Here is a 23,921-nt window from a genome sequence, read left to right on the forward strand (position 1 = left end):
GCGCCGCTGGGGCGTCGTGCGATTCACTGTCGGCGGCCCCCGACGCGCGCCGCCCACCACTGACCGTGCACCTCGCGGCAGCCCTGCGCCAGCAACTGTCCGGGTTGGTCGAACCCGGTCCGCACCGCCGCCGCGCCGGTGAAGTCCTGATCGACGGTGTAGCCGTTGGTCACCACCAGGGTGGCCAGTCCGGCGCCTCGGGCCGCCCGCAGGCCGATCGACGAGTCTTCAACCGCCAGAACATCTTCGGCGGGCAGACCCAACCGATCCAGCGCCGTCAGGTAGGCCTCGGGGTCGGGTTTGAGCCGGTCGACGTCGTCTCCGGTGACGATCACCTCCGCGACACCATCACCCACCACGTGCCGGACCAATGGTTCGACCCAGCGCTTGCGGCCGGTTGTGGCTATTCCCACGCGGACACCGGAGGTGTGTAGATCGGTGATCAGCTTCGACAGCCCGGGCCGCCCGCAGATCGCACCGTTGAGGACGCGCATGGTGAACAGCGCCGTCTTGGTGCGGTGGACGTCCTCGGCCAACCGCCCGGCGCGGGTACCGAATCCTCGCTGTCGCAGGTCATGCGTGATACGACGGCGCCCACCCGCGATCGCCAGCAGTCGGCCGTACACCTCTGGCGTCCAGACGATGTCCAGGCCGTGTTTGGCGAATGCGTCGTTGAACGCCAGCCGATGACCGTTGCGTTCGGTATCGGCCAGCGTCCCGTCGACGTCGAAGATGACAGCTTGCAGCGCCATGCGTCACCCGGACGCTCGGGCGATGCTGTGCAGCGCCGCCTCGGCGACCGCGGCCGCCGTCAGGCCCAGGTGTGCGGCGACCTCCGGCCCCGGTCCACTGGCGCCGAATCGCTCGATGCCGATCACCGTGTCAAACGGTCTCGCCAGGGCCCGCCACCCGGTGGTCACTCCGGCCTCGATCCACACCACCGGCAGGTCGGGCAACGCCGCGATTCGTTCCCGCCACATCACCGACACTACGATCGCGGCGATCCCGCGCTCGGCCAACAGTTCTGCGGCCTGCATCGCCAGCGCGACCTCAGAGCCGCTGGCCGCCAGCATCACATGCGGGGTGTCGGCGACGGGCCGCACCACCCGCATGCCGTACTGGCGAACATCGTCCAGGCCCGAGCCACCCAGCTCAGGCAGGTCCTGCCGGCTGAGCACCAACACCGTTGGGCCGTCGGTGTTGTCCGCCGCGATCTGCCACGCCAGTGCGGTCTCGGCGGAGTCGGCCGGCCGCAGCACGGTCAGTCCGGGGATGAGCCGCAGCGACTCCAGCTGCTCGACGGGCTGATGTGTGGGGCCGTCCTCACCGACATGCACCGAGTCATGGGTGAACACATACACCACCGGCAGATTCATCAGCGCCGAAAGCCGCAGGGCCGGGCGCAGATAGTCGGCGAACACCAGGAAGGTGCTGCCGAACGGGCGCAGCCCGCCGTGCAGGGCGATGCCGTTCATCACCGCCGCCATCGCGTGCTCGCGGATCCCGAAATGAATTGTGCGGCCGCTGAAGTCGTCCGGTGTGACATCGCCGCCCGGAATCGCGGTGTTGGTCGAGGCGGCCAGGTCCGCCGACCCCCCGATAAGGCCCGGATAGACCGCGGCCAGAGCATTGAGCGCCTTGCCGGAGGCCTTGCGGGTCGCCGACTTTCCGCCCGCGGCAGCACCATCGGCCAGCGGCGTCAGCACCGACAGATCGTCGGCCACCGGAATGCAGTCCAACGGGAAATCCGCGGACAGTTGCGGATGGTCGACCTGCCACGCGGCGTGCGTCTGGGCCCACTGCGCATGCGCCCGGGCACCGCGCGCGGCCGCCACGGCCGCCGCCGCGCCCACCGCGAGCGGCACATGGAACTGCTCGTCTGGCCAGTCCAGACGGGTGCGCATCGCCTGGATCACGCTCGAACCCAACGGGCTGCCATGGGCTTTCGAGGTTCCCTCGACCCCGGGAGCACCGTAGCCGATGGTGGTACGCACCCGGATGAAGGTGGGCCGGCCATCCCCGTCGGTCGCCTCGGTGAACGCCCGGTCCAGGGCCGGCACGTCGTTGCCGTCGGCAACATTGAGCACCCGCCACCCGTAGGCGGCGAACCGGCCCTCGACGTCGTCGGCGCAACTCTGCGAGGCCGGACCGTCGATGGTGATGTCGTTGTCGTCGAAGATCACGATCAGCTTGTTTAACCGCAGCCGTCCGGCCAGTGAGGCGGCCTCGTGGCTGATGCCCTCCATCAGGTCGCCGTCGCCGGCCAGCACCCAGGTGCGGTGGTCGACGACGGTGTGCTGGTCGGTGTTGCAGCGGGCGGCCAGCATCCGTTCGGCCAGCGCCATGCCGACCGCGTTCGCAATGCCCTGTCCCAGTGGGCCTGTCGTGGTTTCGACGCCGGGCGTGTGGCCGTATTCGGGATGGCCGGGCGTTGCCGAGCCGAGTTGACGGAACTTGCGCAGTTGGCTGACCGGCAGGTCGTATCCGAAGACGTGCAGCAGGGCGTACAGCAGCATCGAGCCGTGGCCGGCGGAGAGCACGAACCGGTCCCGGTCCGGCCAGCGCGGGTCGGCGGGGTCGTGGCGCAGATGCCGCGACCACAGCGTCCACGCGATGGCGCTGGTGCCCAACGGCAGCCCGGGGTGGCCGCTGTTGGCGGCTTGCACCCCGTCGACGGCCAGGAACCGCAGCGTGTTGATCGCGAGTTGATCCAATTCGTCGGTGCGGGTGGATGTTTCGTGGGTGAGCGGTGCGATGGTCATCGGGTCACCAGGCTTTCGTCGATGTGGCGGGCGGCGGCACGGAGCGCCTCGGCGCGCTCGGGCATGGAACCGGCGAACAGAGCGGAACCGGCGCAGAACACGTCGGCCCCGGCCGCCGCGGCCCGGCCGATCGTGGACGGGCCGATACCGCCGTCCACCTCGAGCTCGATTTCCATTCCGCGGCTGTCGATTTCGGCTCTGGCAGCGGCGATCTTGGGCTCCATGCCGGTCAGATAGCGTTGCCCGCCGAATCCCGGGTTGACGGTCATGATCAACAGCAGGTCGGTGATGTCGAGGACGTCGACGACCGAGGCCAGGGGAGTGGCGGGGTTGAGCGCCACGCCCGCGCGGGCGCCGAGGTCGCGGATGCTGGACAGGGTGCGATGCAGGTGCCGGCACGCTTCGGCATGCACGATGACGATTCCGCAACCCGCCTCCACCCAGCGCGGCAACATCGGGTCGGGATCCTCGACCATCAGGTGCGCCTCGAATCCCATCGTCACGATGTCGCGGCAGGCGGCGATCACGTCGGGCCCGAACGTCAGGTTCGGCACGAACCGGCCGTCCATCACGTCCCACTGGATGCGGTCGACGCCGGCGTTCTCGATCTCTGCCACGTCGCGACCGAGTTCGGCGAAGTCCGCCGGCAGCACCGACGCGACCAAGACTGGGTCCACCACTTTCACCACCACCTCCGTTACCTCCATGGCCAAACTATGGTGGCTCGGCGCTCGCCGAATCCCCCATCGCGGGGGTAATTCGGGGGTGTTGCGGCCGGCGAGTGTGGAAGGCACGACGTTTCACCGGCGTGTCGTGTCGGGCAATTCACATTCGACGGAATAAAAGGTTGCTATTGCCTTTATCGTTACTGCATGACGGTGGTAACTGCGACACCTGTTCGCGTCGTATTGGTGGACGACCATGAAATGGTCATCGAGGGTCTCAAGGCCATGCTCGCGTCGTTCAAGAACCGGGTGCGGGTAGTCGGGGAGGCGGTCGGCGCCGAGAACGCGATCGGCGTCATCGAGAGCCTGCAGCCCGATATCGTGCTGTGCGACGTGCGCATGCAGGGTGCCAGCGGGCTGGATCTGTGTCGCACGATTCGCGAACGTAACCCGGCCTCCAAGGTGATCCTGCTGTCGGTCTACGAGGACGAGCAGTACCTGTTCCAGGCGTTGCGGGTGGGGGCGTCCGGGTATCTGCTCAAGGGGATCAGCAGCGACGAACTGGTGCGCCAACTCGAGTACGTCCAGGGTGGTTCGACCGCCATCGACGCCGGCCTGGCGGCGCGCGCCGCCGACACGGCCGCCCGTCTGCAGCGCGACGAATTCTGGCCGGGAGCACGCCAGGGACTGAGCCAGCGGGAGAGCGAGATTCTGTCGTTCGTGGTCGCCGGCCTGTCCAATCGCGGCATTGCCAGCAAACTCGTCATCGGCGACGAGACGGTGAAGAGCCACCTGCGCTCGATCTACCGCAAGCTGGGCGTCAGCGACCGCACCGCCGCCGTCGCCGTCGCGCTGCGCGAGGGGATCTACCAGTGAACGTGCGCGGCCTGGTGGACGCCGACCGCGAGGTGGCGCTGCTGCTCGACATCGTCGCCGCGACCGGCAGCGGGCCGGCGGTCGAGCCCGTGGCGGCGGCCGTCGCGCGGCTCATCACCACGGCCACCGCGTCCGACGTGTGCTTCGTGCACGTGCTGGACGACTCCGGCGGCTCGCTCACGCTGGCCGGTGCCACGCCGCCGTTCGACGAACACATCGGACAGGTCCAGCTGCGACTGGGTGAGGGCGTCTCGGGCTGGGTGGCGCAGCACCGCGAACCGGTCGTCATTACCAGCGGCAAGGACGAGGACCCGCGCTACGTTCCGATCCCGGCGTTGCGCGGCTCGGACTTCACCTCGATGGCGTCGGTCCCGATGGAGACCGGGCTGGGCCGGCTCGTCGGCGTCCTGAACGTGCACACGGTGGCCCGCCGGGACTTCACCGAACGCGACATCCAGCTGCTGTCGGCTATCGGCCGCCTGACCGCCGGCGCGCTCGACCAGGCCCGGGTGCACCGGCAGCTGGCGGCCAAAGAGCGAGTGCACGGCAACTTCGCCGAGCAGGTGATCGCGGCGCAGGAATCCGAACGGCGGCGACTGGCCGGCGACATCCACGACGGGATCAGTCAGCGGCTGGTCAGCCTGAGCTACCGGCTCGACGCCGCCGCTCGCGCCGTCGAGATCGACGACTCCGCCGAGGCCACCGAGCAGCTGGAGAAGGCCCGCGACCTGGTCGATCTCACGCTGGCCGAGGCGCGTTCGGCGATCGGCGGCCTGCGGCCACCCGTCCTGGACGACCTCGGCCTGGCCGGCGGCCTGGCCAGCCTGGCCTCGACGATCCCGGAGGTCGACCTGGATCTCGAACTGGCCGACGAGCGGCTGTCCGAACACGTCGAGGTGGCGCTGTACCGCATCGCCCAGGAGTGCCTGCAGAACGTCGTCAAGCACTCGAAGGCGATGACGGCGATCGTGCGCTTCTCGGTCTCCGGCGGCGAGGCCCGCCTGCAGGTCGCCGACGACGGTGTGGGTTTCACGCCGTCTCCCGGCCGGGCGCCCACCAGCTACGGGATGCTGTCGATGACAGAGCGCGCGGAGCTGGTGGGCGGCCGGTTGGCGGTGCGGTCCACGCCGGGATCGGGCACCACGGTGACGGTGACCGTGCCGCTGGCGGGTCAGGCGGGCTGAAGCTCGCCGCGCAGCCGCAGGGCCGCCGCGTTCGCGCTGACATGGCTGGACAGCGCGTCCTGCGCTGCGGCGATCTTCAGTTCGTCCCCGCGCCACGCCGTGAGCGCCGGCGACACCAGTGCCCGGCCGAAGGAGAACGTCAGCGGCCACGGTGTGCGATGGGCCTGCAGCGCGGTGAGGTTTGCCGTGGCGCGCTGCGGCGACTGCCCGCCGGACAGGAACGCAACGCCGGCCAGCTCGCCTGGCCAGGCACGCAGCACCGAGACCGTCGCCTCGGCCACCTGCTCGGCGGTGGCCTGCACCGGGTGGTCCTCACCTTCGATCACCATGTTGGGTTTCAGCACGATGCCGCCCAGGTCCACCCGCAGCAGGCCGAGCTGCTGACGCACGGCGGCATGCACACTGGCGGTCACCTCGGCGCACCGCTCGATGCCGTGGTCACCGGTCATCAGCACCTCCGGCTCGACGATCGGCACGATGCCGGCTTCCTGGCAGGCCGCGGCGTAGCGGGCCAGCGCATTGGCATTGCAGGCGATCGCGCCCCAGCTCGGGGTGTCGTCGCTGATGGTGAACACCGCGCGCCATTTGGCGAACGCGGCGCCCATCTTCGCGTACCGCGCGAGCCGGCCCGGTAGGCCGTCCAAACCCTCGGTGACTGTCTCGCCGGGCAGACCGGGGCACGGCTTGGCGCCGGTGTCGACCTTGATCCCGGGCAGCATGCCCAGGTCGCGGACCGCCTGAGCGAACGGTCGCCCGTCGCTGAACACCTGGGCGAGGGTCTCCTCGCAGAAGATGATTCCGGAAACCCCGGCGGCCAGGCCCGGTGTGCTGGCCAGGATCTCGCGGTAGGTGCGCCGGCTGTCGGCGGTGGCGGTGACACCCGCCTGCTCCAGCCGGCTGGACATGGTCGCGACGCTCTCGTCGGCGGCCAGAATTCCTTTGCCAGGTGCGGTCATGGCCCGGGCGATCGTTCTGCATGCGTTCATGCGGCACACCGTAGGAACCACGCGGGCAACCGGTCCTCACCCGAACGGTGGAACCGGCGGGGGTAGCAACAACACTTAACTATTTACTTGATGATTGATGGCCTATTCTCGATAGACAGCTTCAGTATCGCGCTGACACGATTTCGAGCCATGACACAGAGATGGAACGCGGGAGTCATCCCGTACGCAGAAATGGGCTACTGGCAGCCGGACTACGTGCCGAAGGACACCGACGTGTTGTGTGCCTTCCGGATCACTCCGCAGGAGGGTGTTCCCCCCGAGGAGGCCGGAGCGGCCGTCGCCGGCGAATCGAGCACCGCGACCTGGACGGTGGTGTGGACCGACCGGCTCACCACCTTCGAGCACTACCAGGCCAAGTGCTACCGCGTCGACGCGGTGCCGAACACGCCCGGGCAGTGGATCGCCTGGATCGCCTACGACCTTGACCTGTTCGAGGAGGGCTCGATCGCCAACCTGACCAGCTCGATCATCGGCAACGTGTTCGGGTTCAAGCCGCTCAAGGCGCTGCGCCTGGAGGACATGCGAATTCCGACCCACTACGTCAAGACCTTCCAGGGACCCGCGCACGGCATCGTGATGGAGCGTGAACACCTGGGCAAGTTCGGCCGGCCGCTGCTGGGCGCCACCACCAAACCCAAGTTGGGCCTCTCCGCCCGCAACTACGGCCGGGTGGTCTACGAAGCCTTGCGCGGTGGGCTGGACTTCACCAAGGACGACGAGAACATCAACTCCCAGCCGTTCATGCGCTGGCGCGACCGCTTCCTGTTCTGCATGGAAGCCGTCAACCGGGCACAGGCCGCCACCGGCGAGATCAAGGGGCACTACCTCAACATCACCGCCGGAACCATGGAGGAGATGTACGAGCGGGCGAACTTCGCCGCCGAACTGGGCTCGGTGATCGTGATGATCGACCTGACGATCGGCTACACCGCGATTCAGTCGATGGCCAAGTGGGCCCGCGACAACGGCGTCATCCTGCACCTGCACCGCGCCGGGCACGGCACTTACACCCGGCAGAAGACGCACGGCGTCAGCTTCCGGGTCATCTCGAAGTGGATGCGGCTGGCCGGCGTCGACCACATCCACGCCGGCACCGTCGTCGGCAAGCTCGAAGGCGACCCCAACACCACCGCCGGCTTCTACGACACGCTGCGCCTGGACAGCGTCAAAGCCGACCCGGTCAAGGGCCTGTACTTCGACCAGGAGTGGGCGTCGATGCCCGGCGTCATGCCGGTCGCCTCGGGCGGCATCCACGCCGGCCAGATGCACCAACTCATCCACTACCTGGGCGAGGACGTGGTGCTGCAGTTCGGCGGCGGCACGATTGGGCACCCGATGGGCATCGCCGCCGGCGCCGAAGCCAACCGGGTCGCGCTGGAAGCCATGATCAAAGCCCGCAACGAGGGCCGCGACTACTACCACGAGGGTCCCGACATCCTGAAGAAGGCCGCCTCCCGCAACCGCGCGCTGGACACCGCGCTGGCCACTTGGGGCGACATCACCTTCAACTACGAATCCACCGACACCCCCGACGTCGTCGCGACGCCGACCCGGGTCTGACCCGTTCAAGCAAGGAGCTCGCTATGCGAATCACCCAGGGCACCTTCTCGTACTTGCCCGACTTCACCGACGAAGAGATCACCGCGCAGATCAACTACGCGCTCGACCACGACTGGCCGCTGTCGGTGGAGTTCACCGACGATCCCCACCCGCGCAACATCTACTGGGAGATGTGGGGCCTGCCGATGTTCGACCTCAAGGACGCCGCAGGCGTGCTGCTCGAGGTCAACGCGTGCCGGGCGGCCAACCCGAACAGCTACATCCGTCTCAACGCATATGACGCGAGCTTGGGCAGGCAGACGACGGCGCTGTCGTTCATCGTCAACCGCCCGGCCGAGGAGCCCGGCTTCCGGCTGGACCGTGCCGAGCGGGCCAACCGGCAGATCGGCTACAGCACCTTCGCCTACGCCACCGAGCGCCCGAGCGGGCAGCGGTACGAGTCGTCATGACCGCGTTCGGTTACCGGCCCGGGGCCACGGTCGCGGAGCCGGAACCCGAAATCCTGGACCCGGATGCCGTCGTCGATCTGGCGGCGGCCCGGGCCACCTCGGGTGTGGACGAGGTGCTGTCCGGGCTGGACCGCGAGCTGGTCGGCCTGGAGCCGGTGAAGACCCGCATCGCCGAGATCGCGGCGCTGCTGCTGGTCGACCGCATGCGGGAACGCTTCGGCGTGCAGACCGCACAGCCGACGCTGCACATGTGCTTCACCGGCAATCCGGGCACCGGCAAGACCACCGTGGCGATGCGGATGGCCGACCTGCTGCACCGGCTCGGTTACCTGCGCCGTGGGCATCTCGTCAGCGTCACCCGCGACGACCTGGTCGGCGAATACGTGGGGCACACCGCCCCGAAGACCAAGGACGTCATCAAGCGGGCGATGGGCGGAGTGTTATTCATCGACGAGGCCTACTACCTCTACAAGGTCGAGAACGAGCGCGATTACGGCGGCGAGGCCATCGAGATCCTGCTGCAGGTGATGGAGAACAACCGCGACGACCTGGTGGTGATCCTGGCCGGCTACGCCGACAAGATGGACCAGTTCTTCTCCGCCAACCCGGGAATGCAGAGCCGCATCGCCCACCACATCACCTTCCCGGATTACACGGTCGGCGAGCTCGAGGACATCGCCGGGCTGATGATCGACGGGCTGGGCTACCGGTTCTCCGACGAGGCCCGCGCGGTGCTGCACCAGTATCTGCACCGGCGCCGCGACCAGCCGTGGTTCGCCAATGCCCGCAGCGTGCGCAACGCCCTCGAGCGAGCCCGGCTGCGCCACGCGCGCCGATTACTGGCCGACGCGGACACGCCGGTCGGCCTGGCCGAGCTGACCACGATCGAGGCGGTAGACCTGTTGGCCAGTCGGGTGTTCGAGACACGGGAGAGCGCATGACCACCAACGCGCGTTTGCGGGCCCTCGTCGAGGTGGCCGACACCGGCTCGGTGCGGGGGGCCGCGGAGCGCCTGGTGGTCACCGAGTCGTCCATCTCCTCGGCGCTGCGAGCGCTGAGCCAGGACATCGGGATCACGCTGGTCGACCGGCATGGCCGGGGTGTGCGACTCACACCGGCGGGTCTCCGCTACGTCGAGTACGCGCGGCGCATCCTCGGCCTGCACGACGAGGCGATCCTGGCCGCACGCGGCGAGGCGGACCCGGAGAACGGGTCGATCCGGCTGGCCGCGGTGACATCGGCCGGGGAGTTGTTGATCCCGGCGGCTCTGGCCTCTTTCCGGGCCGAGCATCCCGGCGTGGTGTTACACGTCGAGGTGGCCGCGCGCAGCGCGCTGTGGCCGATGTTGTCCCGGCACGAGGTCGACCTGGTTTTCGCCGGACGCCCGCCGGAGGAGTTGCGCAGCAAGGTCCGGGTCAGGGCGGTCAGCCCGAACACGCTGATCGTGGTGGGCTGCCCGTCGGTTGCCGACGGGTTCGTCCCGGCGGCGGCCACCTGGCTGCTGCGTGAGCAGGGTTCGGGCACCCGCTCGACGCTGATGACATTGCTCGAGGACCTCGACGTCGCACCGCCGCAGCTGGTGCTCGGATCGCACGGCGCGGTGGTGTCGGCGGCCGTCGCCGGCCTCGGGGTGACCCTGGTGTCGCGGCAGGCGGTCCAGCGGGAACTGGACTCCGGCGCGCTGGTCGAGTTGCCGGTGCCGGGCACGCCGATCAAGCGGCCCTGGCATGTGGTCAGCCAGCCGACCCCGCCGATGGCCACCGAGCTGCTGATCAGACACCTGGTGTCGCATCAGGAGTTGGGCTGGCGGCAGGTCAGCGCGGTGCGGCGCGCGTCCTAGCCCGGCCCGCGCCGAGTCGCGCGACACTCGCGCCTCCGGTTCTCCCCGCGACACTGACACCACGCACACGACACGCCGGGGCGGGTGTGCGTGGTGTCAGTCTCGGCGGCGTTCGAGGGCCGAACTTTTAACGCCGCAGCGTCTCCGACGGCGCCTCACCCCACCGTTTGCGGTATTCCACGGCGAAACTGCCCAGGTGGTTGAACCCCCAGCGTTCCGCCACCGCGGTGACGGTCACGCCGTCGGAGGGCATGGCGTCCATCAGCTCCTCATGCACCCGCTCCAGCCGGCGCTCCCGGACGTAGGTCATCGGCGTCATATTGAGCTCCTCGCGGAAGCCTTGCTGGATCGACCGGACGCTCATGTGCACCGCCTTGGCCAGGTCGTCCATCGTGATGCGCTCGGCCAGGTGGTCGTCGATGTAGTTCATCGCGTCGTGGACCACCACGCGGCGCGGATCCGGCTGTACGGGCTGCAGGAACTCCTCGTAGTAGTTGGACGGCTGCAATTGCAGCAGCGTGCTCATCACCAGCTCCTCGATCGCGCCGATGCCCTGTCCGCGCTGGATCAGCGAACCGGGGTGGAAGACCTCGCTGTGGATCAGCTGCACCGCGGTGTGCCAGCGCATCGCGGCTTCGGTCGCGAGGTCGAATTCGGGATCGAACTCCAGCGGCTTGGTCAGACTGCGGCCGAGCAGCCGGGTGAGATGTGCGGCCATCGCGCGCTGTTCGATCCTGATCAGCAGCTGCGGAGAGTCGACGTCGAACTGGACGCGCAGCGCTTCGCCGGGACTGGTGACCAGCGCCCGGATCGTGTTCGCCTCGAAGCTGTGACCGCGGTGGTCCACCAGGGCGCGGCCGTTCATCGGCATGTGCACCCCGAAGTACTGACCCAGTGCCGGGATGTCGACGGTCGCCGCCACATGGACGTCGAGATAGAGCATGCTCACGTTGCGCAGGCGCACCCCGTGCATGGTCGCAGCAAACCCGTCGGTGTCCTCTGGGCCGACGTGGAGAGACAGCGGAGCCAATGCCTTGGCCATCAGTCGCATGGCCTCCGTCGGATTCTCCGTATAGAAGATCTCGTTGTCCGCCAGCGCCGGCGGGACACCACGCGAGCGCACCTTGCGGCGCACCGGATTGGAGGTCCGGCGGACGTCGATATACCCGAGTCGGGTCAGCCGCGACATCGGCGATCACCCCGGTAAAGGGCAGGTAAACCCCCTGGCAGCGGCCACCGCGACCGTGAACCGTTCACTAAAGAATCGGTGGCGATCATGCAAGCCTCTCGGTGGCCGAGCGCGCGCCAACGCGCTTAACTGTTCGCAATCCTGACAGCTGCTGCGCGAAAGCGATAGGCAGAGTTCGAACCGGCGGCTAGTTTGTGATCGAGGCCACAGGTAATCGGGACCAAGCCCGCCCGATTCGCTTAGGAGGTTCCCATGTCGGCAAACGGTCAGGTTGTCGCGCTCTCGCCGGGCGACCAGCTTCGTGACCGGCTTGACGACCCCGCGATCGCCGCGTCGCTCAACAGCCTGCTCGACCACGCCGACCTGTTGGCGATCCTGGTGACCGGCCTCGACGGCCTGGTGCGACGCGGTGACCAGATCAGCGAGTCGGTGGCCTCGGCCGTCGGCGAGATCCGGGGTGCCTCGTTGACGGTTCCCGGCTTCGACGAGGTGAAGGCCGAGTTGGGGTCGGTGGACGTGCAGGCGCTGGCGGCGACGCTGGCATCGCTGGCGTCGGCGTTGGTGGCCGCGGCACCCACGTTGAACAAGATCCTCAACTCGCCCCTGGTAGACCCGCAGGCCGCCGACGTTCTCGCCGACCTGGGCGAGGCACTCGTCGAAGGCAAGGCGGCGGCGGCAGCCGACCCGGGTGGGCCGAAGGGCCTGTTCGGGCTGTGGAAGGTCAGCAAGGACAAAGACATCAACCGTGGCCTGGGATTCCTGATTCAGGTAGCCCGGGCATTCGGTCGGCAACTACCGAAATAACAAAAAACTTTTCATCTAATAAAAACGTGGTCGCGCCCTCGGCCGCTATTCGAGAGGAGTTCCTATGGCTTCCGTTTTATGGTTTCAGGGCGGGGCATGTAGCGGTAATACCATGTCATTTCTCAATGCCGAAGAGCCCAATGTCGTCGATTTGATCGTCGATTTCGGGCTCGATCTGTTGTGGCACCCGTCCCTGGGCCTCGAACTCGGCAAGAACGCGCAGAAGGTGTTCTGGGACTGCGCCAAAGGGGAGCGCCCGCTGGACATCTTCGTATTCGAGGGCACCGTCATCGAGGCACCCAACGGCACCGGCCGGATGGACATGTTCGCCGACCGGGCGATGAAGGACTGGGTCACCGACCTGGCCGCCGCGGCCCAGATCGTGGTCGCCATCGGCGACTGCGCGTGCTTCGGTGGCATCCCGGCCATGGAGCCCAACCCGTCGGCGTCGACGGGCCTGCAGTTCCACAAGCGGGAGAAGGGCGGCTTCCTGGGGCCGGACTTCCGGTCCAAGATGGGCCTGCCGGTGATCAACATCCCGGGCTGCCCCGCACACCCGGACTGGATCACCCAGATCATCGTCGCGCTGGCCACCGGGCGGGCCGGTGACATCACCCTCGACGAGTTGCACCGGCCTGAGACGTTCTTCAAGACGTTCACCCAAACCGGTTGCACCCGAGTGCAATTCTTCGAGTACAAGCAGTCGACGATGTCGTTCGGCGAGGGCACCCGCACCGGTTGCCTGTTCTACGAATTCGGCTGCCGCGGCCCGATGACCCACTCGCCGTGCAACCGCATCCTGTGGAACCGCCAATCCTCGAAGACCCGTGCCGGCATGCCGTGCCTGGGCTGCACCGAGCCGGAATTCCCGCACTTCGACCTGGCGCCGGGAACCGTGTTCAAGACCCAGAAGGTCAGCGGCATGATCCCCAAGGAAGTGCCCGAGGGCTCGGACCACCTCACCTACATGGCACATGCCGCGGCCGCGCGGATCGCGGCACCGCAATGGTCCAAAGAAGACATGTTCGTGGTCTGACGACCAGCACGCCAACAGCCCTGGTAGTGCACGAAATCATTTGGGAGGATTCATGACCGCGCTCGACCTGTATGTCAGCCCGCTGGGCCGCGTCGAGGGAGACCTCGACGTGCGCGTCACCGTCGAGGACGGTGTCGTCACTTCGGCCTGGACCGAGGCGGCGATGTTCCGCGGCTTCGAGATCATCCTGCGGGGCAAGGACCCGCAGGCCGGCCTCATCGTGTGTCCGCGCATCTGCGGCATCTGCGGTGGCAGCCACCTCTACAAGTCCGCGTACGCGCTGGACACCGCCTGGCGGACGCACATGCCGCCCAACGCGACCCTGGTCCGCAACATCTGTCAGGCTTGCGAGACGCTGCAGTCGATTCCGCGCTACTTCTATGCGCTGTTCGCGATCGACCTGACCAACAAGAACTACGCCAAATCCAAGCTGTACGACGAGGCGGTGCGCCGGTTCGCGCCCTACGTGGGAACGAGTTACCAACCGGGCGTAGTGCTTTCGAACAAGCCCGTCGAGGTGTACGCGATCTTCGGTGGTCAGTGGCCGCACTCCAGCTTCATGGTGCCCGGCGGAGTCATGTGTGCGCCAACGCTTTCCGATGTCACTCGGTCCATCTCGATTCTGGAGCACTGGAAGGACAACTGGCTGGAGGGCCGCTGGCTGGGCTGCAGCATCGACCGCTGGCTGGAGAACAAGACCTGGGAGGACGTGCTGGCCTGGGTGGACGAGAACGAGTCGCAGTACAACAGCGACTGCGGCTTCTTCATCCGCTACTGCCTGGACGTCGGCCTGGACAAGTACGGCGCCGGGGTGGGCAACTACATCTCCACGGGCACCTACTTCGACCCGTCGCTGTATGAGAACCCCACCATCGCCGGGCGCAACGCCGCGCTGATCGGCCGCTCCGGGGTGTACGCCAAAGGTCAGTGGCACGAATTCGACCAGGCCAATGTCCGCGAGGACGTCACGCACTCGTTCTACGAGGGCAGCCGGCCGCTGCACCCGTTCGAGGGCGAGACCATCCCGATCGACCCCGAACAGGGCCGCAAGCAGGGCAAGTACAGCTGGGCCAAGTCGCCGCGCTACGCGGTCGGCGATCTGGGCAACATCCCGTTAGAGGCGGGGCCGCTGGCCCGCCGGATGGCCGCCGGTGGTCCCAACGCGGCCGCGCACCAGGACAACGACCCGCTGTTCGTCGACATGTACAACAAGATCGGGCCCAGCGTCATGGTCCGTCAGCTCGCCCGCATGCACGAGGGTCCCAAGTACTACAAGTGGACCCGCGAGTGGCTGGACCAGCTGAACCTCAAGGAGAGCTTCTACTCCAAGCCCGTCGAGCACGCCGAAGGCATGGGCTTCGGTTCCACCGAGGCCGCCCGGGGGGCGCTTTCGGACTGGATTGTGCTGGAAGACAACAAGATCAAGAACTACCAGGTGGTGACCCCGACCGCGTGGAACATCGGCCCGCGGGACAGTTCCGAGGTGCTCGGCCCGATCGAGAGCGCGCTGGTGGGATCGCCGATCGTCGACCCGGAGGACCCGGTGGAACTCGGACACGTGGCGCGGAGCTTCGACTCCTGCCTGGTGTGCACCGTGCACGCCTACGACGGCAAGACGGGACGCGAACTGTCCAAGTTCGTCATCAACGGGATGGTGTGATCCTGACTGCATACGACTGCGGACTGGGCGCCCCCGACGACACCCAGGACCTAACCCCGCCCGGATGCAGGGTCCTGGTGATCGGGTGCGGAAACCTGTTGCGCGGCGACGACGGCGTCGGACCCGTTCTGGTCCGGCATCTGTGGGAGCGGGGCGTTCCCGACGGGGCGAAGCTGGTCGACGGCGGCACCGCGGGCATGGATGTGGCATTTCAGATGCGCGGCGCGCAGCGGGTGGTGATCATCGACGCCGCGGCCACCGGCTCGGCGCCCGGCACCATCTTCAAGGTGCCCGGCGAAGAGCTGGACAACCTGCCGCCCCTGCAGGGCCTGCACACCCATTCCTTCCGGTGGGACCATGCGATCGCCTTCGCCCGCTGGGCACTCGGCGACGAATGCCCCACCGACATCGCCGTCTACCTGATCGAGGTGGCCGGCGTGGAGCTCGGCGCCGAGCTGTCCGAAACCGTCGAGGCAGCAATGGAACTCGTCATCGACCGGATCGAAGCCGAGTACTTGGCCGAGCTGCGGCCGGCGCCGGATACCGACGTCACCGTCGAGTTCACTCCTGACGGCTACCTGCGTCTGGACGCGTCGCTGGCCGCCAGCCGATTCCCGTCCGACGCCGTGGTCGCCGTGGTACGCGACGGCGATCTCTGGTTGATTCCGCTGCGCGGGCCGCGCAGCGGCGGTCTGCTGTTAAAGCAACGCAACCCCGCCGGAGATCGCTCACTGCTCATTCGTGAGGTGATCGAAGGCAGGGTCGGCGTGACTGGTGCATTCTGGGACGATGCACAGAAGTCGCTGCGGATCCCCTTGCATGACGGACTGCGCGACGCACCGGAGCCGCCGGGGTGATTCTGATGGCTGAGCGTCCGACCGTCGGGGGGCAACAGGAGGAGCCGGAGCGCCCGCCGACGGTTGTCCGCGCCGACAGTTCGGCCGACGAAGCGCTGGACGTTCAGACCGTAGTCGTGGAGGAAGACGGCCGCTGGGCCGTAGAGATCGTCGTGGTGTTTGCCGACGGAGTGGTCCGGCGGCGCATCGACACGCACCACACCAAGCGGCGCGCCGAGATCTCGGCAAGCCTGATCAAGCGCGCCGCCGAGCGCAATATCCGAGGACCGATCAATGGGTGAATGCCATGACCACAGCGCCTGAATTGGCCCGGGGAGCGCTGGCTACCCGGCCGCAACCGCTCGGTGCCTTCCCGCTGCCGCTGGGCTATCTGCTGATCCCGGCCGGCGCCGACGATGTCCGCGCGGCGCTGCTGGACGGCAACGAGCCGGACGGCTGGCCGGAAGAGCTTCGCGGACTTGAACTTGCGCACGGCGGCGACGTCGACGCGGCGCTGCTACACCTGACCGCCGAGGATCCCGTCACCCGCTACAACCGGTTCGTCCTGCAACCCGAGGGCGTCGACACCGACGCGCTGCGGACCGATCTGGGCGAGTTCGGGGTGCTGGTCGACCTGGTGCTGTTCACCATCGGCCACCGTGATACCCCACCCGACGCCGATGAGGCCACCGGTGAACTGGCCGCCGTTGCCTTGTCCGCCCAGGCGAGTCATGCTCTGGCCGAGGGGAATTCGCTCAAGGCCCGGGCTTTGCTCGAGCGCGCGGCCGAGGCCGCCGCGACGGTGTCGCGGTGCCTGGAGGGCACCATGGTCGCGGCAGCCGGATCGATCTGCCGTGACCTCAACGACCCGTCGGCCCAACAGCTCCTCGAACGCGCGCTACGGCTCCTCGACGGCGCCGAAGGTCTGCGTATCGCGCGCGCCGAGCTGCACCTCACCGTCGCCGGGATGATTCACGAACGTGCGCAGGACAATCCGGGGCTGCTGGCGCAGGCGATCCCGCACTATCACTCCACGTTGCAGCTGGTGTTGCGGGACGAGGCACCGCTGCTGTGGGCCTCCGCGCATGCCAACCTCGCGACCGCCTACCTGACGATGCCGATGGTGGAGGCTTCCGGACAGCTGCGCCTCGGTGTGGCGGCGCAATCGCTGCGGTCGGCGTTGAAGGTGTACACCCGCGAGGAGTATCCCGAGGAGTGGGCCAGCGTCCAACTGAATCTGGCCAACTCCCTGGTCTACACGCCGTCGAAGCATCAGGCCGACAACCTGATGGAGGCAGTGGAGCTCTACGAAGGCGTGCTTGCCGCGCGCGACCGCGAGACCGACCCGCTGGGCCGGGCCAGAGTGCTGGCTAACCAGGGCAACGCGCTGGCCCACCTCGGAATCTTCGACCAGGCCAAGGCCAAGTTGTACGAGGCCCGGTTCCTGTTCGAGGAACAGCAGGACCACGATTCGGTGCGGGCTGTGCGCGGCGTGCTGGACGAGATCGCGCGACAGTCAGCGCTGCTGCGCTCCGGGGACGAGCAATGACCGCCGTCGCGGAGCCCGGTCTGGAGGAACTGGCCAAACGCGTCGACGACGCGGTCGCCGCGCTGGCCGACCTCGAGCCGAAAGCCCGCGCCGTCGCCGAGGAACTCAAGGCCGCACTGGAAGCGGTCCATCGTGCCGGACTGGTGACCATCGTGCGCCGCATGCGCGACGACGAGGCTGCTCGTGCGGTGTTGTTCGAGTTGGTCGACGACCCGGTGGTGCACCTGCTGCTGTCGCTGCACGAGATCATCCGGCCGGACCCGGTGACCCACGCCAACCGGGTGCTGGTCGCAGTGCGACCTCAATTGCAGAGCCACGGAGGCGATGTCACCCTGGTGCGGGTCGAAGACGGCACCGCGTATGTGCGGCTGGAGGGAGCCTGCAACGGCTGCTCGATGTCGTCGGTGACGTTGCGCAACCTGGTGCAGGAGGCCTTGGTCGACGGGGTTCCGTCGATCACCGCCGTCGAGGTGCTGCCGAACGAGCCGTCACCGACCTTGATCCCGCTGGAGGCGTTGCGGATCGGTCCTGCACGGGACGGCTGGGCCAGGCTCGGTCCGGCCGCCGACGTTCCCGACGGCGACATCACCGTCCGTAACCTCACCACGGACTCCGGCGAGACCGCCGACGTGCTGGTGGTCAGTGTGCAGCATCGGCTTTCGGCATACCGCAACGAATGTGCCCACGAGGCAATGCCATTGGACAATGCGATACTCGACCTGGACAACGGCACCCTCACCTGCCCCTGGCACGGCTTCTGCTATGACGCGACCTCCGGGGAATGCCTCAGTGCGCCCGGGGCGCAGCTCGAACAACTACCGCTGCGGGTCGACGACGGAGACGTCTGGGTCCGAGTGCGCGGATGAGCCGCTATACCGTCCGGCACAACATCTCAGCCCTGCCGCCGCGCACCGACCCCGTCGCCACCATCGACCTCACCGACGGCTGGTCGCCCGAGGTCTGGCTGGGCGCGCCGGCCCCCGGCGGCTTGAGCCTGCCGGCGGCCAAACCCACCATGGCGTGGATGTATTCACCGCGCGGTGTTTTCCTGGGCGAGGAGCATCTGGTGGTCGCCGACTCCGGAAACCACCGCGTGCTGGTATGGCACGGCATTCCATGCGACGACGAGCAACCGGCCGACGTGGTGCTGGGACAGCCGGACGGCGAGACCGAAGGCCGCGCGGCCGGCGGCCGCGGACCCGAACGCGGCATGAACCTGCCGACCGGCGTGCTGGTGCACGACGGGCGGCTCATCGTCGCCGACGCCTGGCACCATCGAATCCTGGTGTGGAACAACGTTCCCGACACCAGCGACGTCGCGCCGGACGTCGTCCTCGGGCAATCCGACGCCTCGGCCGTCGAACCCAATGCCGGCGGAGAGTGTGGCGCATCCTCGTTCTACTGGCCGTTCGGCATCGCCATCATCGAGGGCACCTTCTGGGTGGCCGACACCGGTAACCGGCGGGTGCTGGGTTGGCGCCACGGGATTCCGGATCCGGGACAACCGGCCGACGTGGTGCTGGGACAGCCGACTCCTTCCCACCGCGAGGAGAACAGGGGAGAAGTGCCCGGCCCCGCCAGCTTCCGTTGGCCACACGACATCGCCGGACGCGAGGACCTGCTGTTGATCGCGGATGCCGGAAACCACCGCATCCTGGGCTGGACGCCGGCTCCCGACACCGACCGCCCCGCCGACATCCTGCTGGGCCAGCCGGATTTCACCAGCGCGGACGAGTGGCCGTACGGCCCGCATACCGGCGACCGGTTCCGCTTTCCCTATGCCATCGGCCTGGACCACGAACGCCTGGCCGTCGCCGACACCGCGAACAACCGAATCCTGTTGTGGGACGGGATACCCACCGACGGGCGCGCCGCCGATCACGTTCTCGCCCAGCCGGGGTTCGGATCCAACGGGGAAAACCGCTGGACGTCGGTGCAGCGCGACACGTTGTGTTGGCCCTATGGCCTGTCCCTGCGCGGTGACCGGCTTGCGGTCTCGGACTCAGGCAATAACCGCGTGGTGCTCTGGCGGCGGCGGTGAGACCGCGAATCGTCCAGTCCGACGGTCAGATCGGGTTCTTCTGGGCCACTCCGGCCGGTAGGCGCACGTCCCTGCAGGCATTGGTGGCCCTGGAAGACGAAGCCGACGAGGCCGACCGGTTGGTGGCCACCCACCTGGAAGCACTCGACGACGCGTTGATCATCGCCGCGGAGCGCTTCGGCGACATCCTGGGCGGGGGAAGGGGTCCCGCGGACGCGACCGAGCGCGACGATCTGGTTGACCTGCACCGCACCCTGGACCGGCTGTGTTTCGAGTACGCCGCGGCCACCGAATTGGCCGGACTGCAGCCCGATCTGCGAGCCGGAAAGATCATCGGGACCGCCGCGCTGTTCTCCATCCGGGCCCGCCGGCCACTCGGCCTGCTGGGCCCGGCGCCGCTCGACGAGGAACTCGACGAGCCGACCCTGGGCGTGGTAGGCGGATTCGGGGAGATGCTGCAGGTGGACCCGGACCGACCGTGGCTGGGTGGTCGGTGGGTGGTACGAACCGAAGCGGGCCAACGCTTTCCGCTGACGCTGTCCATGCTCATGTTCGACAGCTCAGGTGTGAACAAGGACGCCGCTCGCAAAGAGCACCTGGAAGCGTTACGGTCCGTCATCGCGGCGGCGCAGCGCGCCGAGGCCGACCCGCTGGCTGTGACCTGTGCCGTCGATTGGCTGCTGTACGACTGGCTGATGGCGCACCGCGACGGACCCGACAGCGCCGAGATCGTTTTCCCGAAAGGCCACGAAGCCGACGCCGGGGTGGTGGTCGCGGCGGCTGCCACCTCGGTGACGGCCAGGGCGACGTTCGACCCGGGCTTAGTGGGCCTGGGCTGACTCGGGCTGACACCGGGCCCTCAATCACCTTGCGCATCCCCCGATTCGGGGTTAAGCCGATAGGCGCCAGACGCGCACGCTGTCAGGCGTGAACTTCTCTATTCTGATCATGGTTGTGGCGGCGATCGCGGGGGCGGTCGGTTTCGAGGTGGTCGTGGGCCTGGCGATGAACGTTATGGTCAAACGCGACCACGCCGATCTGGACGACTCCGGCTTGCTGGGGCATTGAGCGCCGTGGCGGTGTGGGTGCTCATCGCGCTGCCGTTGACCGGCGCGGTGGTGTTGCTGCTGGGCGGTCGGCGCGCTGACGCGTGCGGGCCGCTGCTGGGATGCGTGGCCGTCGCGGTCTCTTTCTGCTGGGGCGCAGTGCTTTTCGTCGAGCTGTTGCGGCGCGACCCGGCGGACCGTGTGATCCAGGAAACGCTGTTCACGTGGGTGCCGTCGCTCGGCGTCGACTTCGGTCTGCGCGTGGATGCGCTCAGCGTCTGCTTCGTGCTGCTCATCACTGGTGTGGGCGCCTTGATCCACGTCTACTCGATCGGCTACATGCGCGAGGACCCCGGGCGTCGCCGCTTCTTCGGCTACCTCAACCTCTTCGTGGCCGCCATGCTGCTGCTGGTGCTGGCCGACAACTATCTCGGACTGTACTTCGGCTGGGAGGGCGTGGGTTTGGCGTCATATCTGCTGATCGGCTTCTGGTCTCACAAGCCGACGGCCGCCACCGCCGCCAAGAAGGCTTTCATCGTCAACCGGGTCGGCGACGTCGGACTCGCTCTGGCGCTGATGATCATGTACGCGCAGTGCGGAACACTCTCCTACGCAGGAGTTTTCGCTCAGGCGCGGACGGCCTCCGAGTTCACTGTCACCGCGATCGGGTTGGCGTTGTTGCTGGCCGCGTGCGGCAAGAGTGCTCAAGTGCCCCTTCAGTCCTGGCTCGGCGATGCGATGGAGGGTCCCACCCCGGTCAGCGCGCTGATCCACGCGGCCACCATGGTCACTGCCGGGGTGTACCTGATCGTGCGTTCGGGCCCGGTGTTCGACCAGGCCCCGACCGCCCGGACCGCGGTGGTCACCGTGGGTGCGGTGACGCTGCTGGCCGGCGCGATCATCGGGTGCGCCAAGGATGACATCAAGAAGGCGTTGGCCGCCTCGACGATGTCCCAGATCGGCTACATGGTGCTGGCGGCCGGCCTGGGGACGGCGGGTTACGCGGTGGCGATCATGCATCTGCTCACGCACGGGTTCTTCAAGGCGGGCCTGTTCCTGGGCGCAGGATCGGTGATGCACGGCATGAACGACGAAACAGACATGCGCCGCTTCGGTGGTCTGCGCGGGTCCATGCCGATCACGTTCGCCACCTTCGGACTCGGCTATCTGGCGATCATCGGTGTGCCGCCGCTGGCCGGGTTCTTCTCCAAGGACGCCATCATCGAAGCCGCGTTCGCGACACACTGGGTGCTCGGCACCGTGACGCTGCTGGGTGCCGGGATCACGGCCTTCTACATGACCCGGGTCATGGTCATGACCTTCTTCGGCGAAAAGCGTTGGGAGCCGGATGCTCATCCGCACGAATCCCCGTCCGTGATGACCGTGCCGATGCTGGTCCTGGCAGTCGGTTCGGTGGGCGGTGGGGCGGTGCTTGCGGTGAATGGGACCCTGCGGCACTGGCTGCAACCCGTGACCAATCCCGCCGATGCGGCAGAGGCGCACCAATTCATGCCCGGGTGGGCGCTCACAGCGCTCACCCTGGCCGCGGTCGGCGTCGGCATCGCCGTCGCGGTCCGCACGTACGTCGCCCGCCCGGTGCGGACGAGCGCTTCGGAGTGGGCGTCTGGTGCGGTGATCGCGGCACGTCATGACCTGTTCGGGGACAACATGAATGAGGCGGCCTTCATGCGGCCGGGTCTGCGTCTGTCGCGGGCAATGGTGGACGTGGACCGGGTGGGCATCGACGGTGTTGTCGAGGGCATCGCCCGGCTGATCGGCAACACCTCGACGGGTGTTCGGCGGATGCAGACCGGTTTCGCGCGCTCGTACGCGTTGACCGTCTTCTTCGGCGCCACCGCACTGTTGCTGGGTGTCGCGCTGGGGAGCGCGTCATGATCCTGACCGCACTGTGGTTGGCGCCGCTGGCCGGGGCCGGGCTGGTGGCGGCGGTACCCACCGGCAGGCCGAACGCCGCCAAGTACGCCGCTCTTGGTACCTCGGCGGCGGTACTGGTCATCGTGGGCATGCTGGCGGCGCGCTTCGATGCGGCGGATCCGGGATATCAGTTCGTCGAAAGTCATTCCTGGATCAAGTCGTTCGGTGCGAGCTATATCGTCGGGATCGACGGTGTCGCGATGGTGCTGGTGGCATTGACCACCGGGCTGATGCCGCTGCTGCTGCTCGCCGGCTGGAATGACACCGGCCGGCCCGGAACGTATCTGGCGCTGATGCTGGTTGTCGAGTCGATGATGCTGGTGGCCCTGGTGGCGTTGGATGTGTTGCTGTTCTTCGTGTTCTTCGAGGCCATGCTGATCCCGATGTACTTCCTGATCGGCCGGTACGGGGGAGATGGGGCACCGCGAACCGCACTGAAGTTCCTGCTGTACAACCTGTCTGGCGGGCTTTTCATGCTGGCCGGGCTCATCGGCCTGAATCTAGTTTGTGGGACGTTTGATTCGCGCATCATCGTGGCCGGGATGTCGTCCGGCGCAATCGTGGCCAACCCCGACGTCATGCATCTGCTGTTTCTCGGCTTCCTGCTGGCTTTCGCGGTGAAGGCGCCGCTGTGGCCGCTGCACACCTGGCTTCCCGGGGTCGCCACCGAGGCGACACCGGTGACCGCGGTACTGATGATGGCCGTCGTCGACAAGATCGGCACGTTCGGAATGCTGCGCTATTGCCTGCGGCTCTTCCCCGATAGCGCGGTCCTGTTCCGGCCCTTCGTGATCGCGCTGGCCGTGATCGGGATCGTCTACGGTGCCCTGGTGGCGATCGGGCAGAGCGATATCATGCGCGTGATCGCCTACTCCTCGATCAGCCACTTCGGGTTCATTGTGCTGGGTATTTTCGCGATGACCAGCCGGGGACAGTCCGGCGCAACGCTGTACATGGTCAACCACGGGCTGGCCACCGCGGCCCTGTTCCTGATTGCCGGATTTCTGGTCTCGCGCAGCGGAACTCGGCTCATCGCCGACTACGGCGGGGTACAGCAGGTGGCGCCGGTGCTGGCCGGGACCTTCCTCGTCGCCGGCATGGCCTCACTCGCGCTGCCCGGCCTGGCGCCCTTCGTCAGCGAATTATTAGTGCTGATCGGCACTTTCGCCCGGTATCCGGTGTTCGCCGTGCTGGCGGCGACCGGGCTGGTCCTCTCCGCGATCTACATCCTGTGGCTCTACCAGCGGATCATGACCGGTCCGCGCAGAGAGGCGGTGGGTGACCTGGTGCCCCGGGAGCTGGCTGTCGTGGTGCCCCTGTTGGCCATGCTGATCGTGCTGGGGGTGTATCCCAAGCCGGCTCTGGACGTCATCGACCCGGCGATCGGACACACTGTCGCCGGCCCTTAGCCACGGCGCGATCTGGGCGCGAGCAGACGCAAAATCGCACGTGGAACGCATGCTCCACGGCGATTTTGCGTCT

Annotated in this window: 23 protein-coding genes; 18 read left to right on the forward strand and 5 right to left on the reverse strand. The window is 67.6% G+C overall.

Going from position 1 to position 23,921, the window contains the following annotated elements; genetic code table 11:
- Window positions 1–23: 23 nt before the first annotated feature.
- Genes QXK92_RS00525 through rpe form a run of 3 tightly spaced genes read right to left on the reverse strand, consistent with a single transcriptional unit; the run spans window position 24 to window position 3,469 of the window.
- Window positions 24–752, reverse strand: coding sequence for an HAD-IA family hydrolase (locus tag QXK92_RS00525; RefSeq protein WP_306239728.1), 729 nt, complete (start codon window positions 750–752; stop codon window positions 24–26).
- 3 nt (window positions 753–755) lie between these two features.
- Entirely contained in the window at window positions 756–2,762 is a 2,007-nt protein-coding gene (gene tkt, locus QXK92_RS00530) for a transketolase (RefSeq protein WP_306239729.1), read from the reverse strand.
- Window positions 2,759–3,469, reverse strand: coding sequence for a ribulose-phosphate 3-epimerase (rpe, locus tag QXK92_RS00535; RefSeq protein ID WP_306239730.1), 711 nt, complete (start codon window positions 3,467–3,469; stop codon window positions 2,759–2,761). Before rpe ends, tkt begins: the two co-directional genes overlap by 4 nt.
- 165 nt (window positions 3,470–3,634) lie before the next feature.
- Here rpe and QXK92_RS00540 point away from each other — a divergent pair, with 165 nt between their 5' ends.
- Together QXK92_RS00540 and QXK92_RS00545 are read left to right on the forward strand one after the other, a co-directional pair.
- A complete protein-coding gene (locus QXK92_RS00540) occupies window positions 3,635–4,303 on the forward strand; it encodes a response regulator transcription factor (RefSeq protein ID WP_306239731.1) in 669 nt (222 codons plus the stop codon).
- A 2-nt stretch (window positions 4,304–4,305) separates the two neighbouring features.
- Entirely contained in the window at window positions 4,306–5,487 is a 1,182-nt protein-coding gene (locus QXK92_RS00545) for a GAF domain-containing protein (protein WP_371934526.1), read from the forward strand.
- Here the strand turns inward: QXK92_RS00545 and QXK92_RS00550 are convergent.
- Window positions 5,475–6,473, reverse strand: a complete 999-nt coding sequence (locus QXK92_RS00550) for a class I fructose-bisphosphate aldolase (protein WP_306239734.1) — start codon at window positions 6,471–6,473, stop codon at window positions 5,475–5,477. The genes QXK92_RS00545 and QXK92_RS00550 overlap by 13 nt on opposite strands.
- A gap of 150 nt (window positions 6,474–6,623) precedes the next feature.
- Between QXK92_RS00550 and QXK92_RS00555 the strand changes: the two genes are divergently transcribed.
- Genes QXK92_RS00555 through QXK92_RS00570 form a run of 4 tightly spaced genes read left to right on the forward strand, consistent with a single transcriptional unit; the run spans window position 6,624 to window position 10,343 of the window.
- On the forward strand, window positions 6,624–8,054 hold the full coding sequence (locus tag QXK92_RS00555) for a form I ribulose bisphosphate carboxylase large subunit (RefSeq protein WP_306239735.1): 1,431 nt from the start codon (window positions 6,624–6,626) through the stop codon (window positions 8,052–8,054).
- Between the two features lie 23 nt (window positions 8,055–8,077).
- The gene (locus QXK92_RS00560) at window positions 8,078–8,503 is read left to right on the forward strand and encodes a ribulose bisphosphate carboxylase small subunit (RefSeq protein WP_065134978.1); all 426 of its coding nucleotides are present in this window, start codon (window positions 8,078–8,080) and stop codon (window positions 8,501–8,503) included.
- Window positions 8,500–9,444: a CbbX protein gene (gene cbbX, locus QXK92_RS00565; protein ID WP_306239736.1), complete on the forward strand. Its 945-nt coding sequence runs from the start codon at window positions 8,500–8,502 to the stop codon at window positions 9,442–9,444. Before QXK92_RS00560 ends, cbbX begins: the two co-directional genes overlap by 4 nt.
- A complete protein-coding gene (locus QXK92_RS00570) occupies window positions 9,441–10,343 on the forward strand; it encodes a LysR family transcriptional regulator (protein ID WP_306239737.1) in 903 nt (300 codons plus the stop codon). The genes cbbX and QXK92_RS00570 overlap by 4 nt, the downstream gene beginning before the upstream one ends.
- 127 nt (window positions 10,344–10,470) lie before the next feature.
- Here QXK92_RS00570 and QXK92_RS00575 read toward each other — a convergent pair whose 3' ends face one another.
- Window positions 10,471–11,532, reverse strand: coding sequence for an AraC family transcriptional regulator (locus QXK92_RS00575; protein WP_306239738.1), 1,062 nt, complete (start codon window positions 11,530–11,532; stop codon window positions 10,471–10,473).
- Window positions 11,533–11,784: 252 nt separating this feature from the next.
- On the opposite strand from QXK92_RS00575, the gene QXK92_RS00580 reads away from it, so the two are divergent.
- From QXK92_RS00580 to QXK92_RS00635, 12 genes are all read left to right on the forward strand, one after another.
- Window positions 11,785–12,336 carry a DUF1641 domain-containing protein gene (locus QXK92_RS00580; RefSeq protein ID WP_306239739.1) on the forward strand — a complete coding sequence of 184 codons (552 nt, stop codon included), beginning with the start codon at window positions 11,785–11,787 and terminating at the stop codon, window positions 12,334–12,336.
- 64 nt (window positions 12,337–12,400) lie between these two features.
- Entirely contained in the window at window positions 12,401–13,372 is a 972-nt protein-coding gene (locus tag QXK92_RS00585) for a hydrogenase (RefSeq protein ID WP_055580998.1), read from the forward strand.
- Window positions 13,373–13,424: 52 nt separating this feature from the next.
- Window positions 13,425–15,032 carry a nickel-dependent hydrogenase large subunit gene (locus QXK92_RS00590; RefSeq protein ID WP_306239740.1) on the forward strand — a complete coding sequence of 536 codons (1,608 nt, stop codon included), beginning with the start codon at window positions 13,425–13,427 and terminating at the stop codon, window positions 15,030–15,032.
- 77 nt (window positions 15,033–15,109) lie between these two features.
- Window positions 15,110–15,889, forward strand: coding sequence for a hydrogenase maturation protease (locus QXK92_RS00595; protein WP_371934527.1), 780 nt, complete (start codon window positions 15,110–15,112; stop codon window positions 15,887–15,889).
- A 5-nt stretch (window positions 15,890–15,894) separates the two neighbouring features.
- The gene (locus QXK92_RS00600) at window positions 15,895–16,170 is read left to right on the forward strand and encodes a hypothetical protein (protein WP_306239742.1); all 276 of its coding nucleotides are present in this window, start codon (window positions 15,895–15,897) and stop codon (window positions 16,168–16,170) included.
- 5 nt (window positions 16,171–16,175) lie between these two features.
- Window positions 16,176–17,417, forward strand: a complete 1,242-nt coding sequence (locus QXK92_RS00605; protein WP_306239743.1) for a hypothetical protein — start codon at window positions 16,176–16,178, stop codon at window positions 17,415–17,417.
- Window positions 17,414–18,283 (forward strand): NifU family protein, encoded by an 870-nt coding sequence (locus tag QXK92_RS00610; protein WP_306239744.1) that lies wholly within the window; start codon window positions 17,414–17,416, stop codon window positions 18,281–18,283. The genes QXK92_RS00605 and QXK92_RS00610 overlap by 4 nt, the downstream gene beginning before the upstream one ends.
- Entirely contained in the window at window positions 18,280–19,458 is a 1,179-nt protein-coding gene (locus QXK92_RS00615; RefSeq protein WP_306239745.1) for an NHL repeat-containing protein, read from the forward strand. Before QXK92_RS00610 ends, QXK92_RS00615 begins: the two co-directional genes overlap by 4 nt.
- Entirely contained in the window at window positions 19,455–20,297 is an 843-nt protein-coding gene (locus QXK92_RS00620; RefSeq protein ID WP_306239746.1) for a hypothetical protein, read from the forward strand. The genes QXK92_RS00615 and QXK92_RS00620 overlap by 4 nt, the downstream gene beginning before the upstream one ends.
- Before the next feature lie 88 nt (window positions 20,298–20,385).
- On the forward strand, window positions 20,386–20,526 hold the full coding sequence (locus QXK92_RS00625) for a hypothetical protein (protein WP_306239747.1): 141 nt from the start codon (window positions 20,386–20,388) through the stop codon (window positions 20,524–20,526).
- Window positions 20,523–22,400 (forward strand): NADH-quinone oxidoreductase subunit L, encoded by a 1,878-nt coding sequence (gene nuoL, locus QXK92_RS00630; protein ID WP_306239748.1) that lies wholly within the window; start codon window positions 20,523–20,525, stop codon window positions 22,398–22,400. Before QXK92_RS00625 ends, nuoL begins: the two co-directional genes overlap by 4 nt.
- Entirely contained in the window at window positions 22,397–23,848 is a 1,452-nt protein-coding gene (locus tag QXK92_RS00635) for an NADH-quinone oxidoreductase subunit M (protein WP_306239749.1), read from the forward strand. The genes nuoL and QXK92_RS00635 overlap by 4 nt, the downstream gene beginning before the upstream one ends.
- Window positions 23,849–23,921: the final 73 nt, after the last annotated feature.

This window comes from Mycobacterium sp. TY815 (assembly GCF_030755135.1).
In the GTDB taxonomy this organism is placed as follows: domain Bacteria; phylum Actinomycetota; class Actinomycetes; order Mycobacteriales; family Mycobacteriaceae; genus Mycobacterium.

Excerpts from the sequence above, each read along its gene's own strand:
- QXK92_RS00615 (WP_306239745.1), top strand. The coding sequence starts at position 18,280 with ATGAGCCGCTATACCGTCCGGCACAACATCTCAGCCCTGCCGCCGCGC.
- rpe (WP_306239730.1), bottom strand. The coding sequence starts at position 3,469 with ATGGAGGTAACGGAGGTGGTGGTGAAAGTGGTGGACCCAGTCTTGGTC.
- QXK92_RS00540 (WP_306239731.1), top strand. The coding sequence starts at position 3,635 with ATGACGGTGGTAACTGCGACACCTGTTCGCGTCGTATTGGTGGACGAC.
- QXK92_RS00550 (WP_306239734.1), bottom strand. The coding sequence starts at position 6,473 with ATGAACGCATGCAGAACGATCGCCCGGGCCATGACCGCACCTGGCAAA.
- QXK92_RS00570 (WP_306239737.1), top strand. The coding sequence starts at position 9,441 with ATGACCACCAACGCGCGTTTGCGGGCCCTCGTCGAGGTGGCCGACACC.
- cbbX (WP_306239736.1), top strand. The coding sequence starts at position 8,500 with ATGACCGCGTTCGGTTACCGGCCCGGGGCCACGGTCGCGGAGCCGGAA.
- QXK92_RS00555 (WP_306239735.1), top strand. The coding sequence starts at position 6,624 with ATGACACAGAGATGGAACGCGGGAGTCATCCCGTACGCAGAAATGGGC.
- QXK92_RS00590 (WP_306239740.1), top strand. The coding sequence starts at position 13,425 with ATGACCGCGCTCGACCTGTATGTCAGCCCGCTGGGCCGCGTCGAGGGA.
- QXK92_RS00610 (WP_306239744.1), top strand. The coding sequence starts at position 17,414 with ATGACCGCCGTCGCGGAGCCCGGTCTGGAGGAACTGGCCAAACGCGTC.
- QXK92_RS00580 (WP_306239739.1), top strand. The coding sequence starts at position 11,785 with ATGTCGGCAAACGGTCAGGTTGTCGCGCTCTCGCCGGGCGACCAGCTT.
- QXK92_RS00605 (WP_306239743.1), top strand. The coding sequence starts at position 16,176 with ATGACCACAGCGCCTGAATTGGCCCGGGGAGCGCTGGCTACCCGGCCG.
- QXK92_RS00575 (WP_306239738.1), bottom strand. The coding sequence starts at position 11,532 with ATGTCGCGGCTGACCCGACTCGGGTATATCGACGTCCGCCGGACCTCC.
- QXK92_RS00600 (WP_306239742.1), top strand. The coding sequence starts at position 15,895 with ATGGCTGAGCGTCCGACCGTCGGGGGGCAACAGGAGGAGCCGGAGCGC.
- QXK92_RS00635 (WP_306239749.1), top strand. The coding sequence starts at position 22,397 with ATGATCCTGACCGCACTGTGGTTGGCGCCGCTGGCCGGGGCCGGGCTG.
- QXK92_RS00525 (WP_306239728.1), bottom strand. The coding sequence starts at position 752 with ATGGCGCTGCAAGCTGTCATCTTCGACGTCGACGGGACGCTGGCCGAT.
- QXK92_RS00585 (WP_055580998.1), top strand. The coding sequence starts at position 12,401 with ATGGCTTCCGTTTTATGGTTTCAGGGCGGGGCATGTAGCGGTAATACC.
- QXK92_RS00560 (WP_065134978.1), top strand. The coding sequence starts at position 8,078 with ATGCGAATCACCCAGGGCACCTTCTCGTACTTGCCCGACTTCACCGAC.
- tkt (WP_306239729.1), bottom strand. The coding sequence starts at position 2,762 with ATGACCATCGCACCGCTCACCCACGAAACATCCACCCGCACCGACGAA.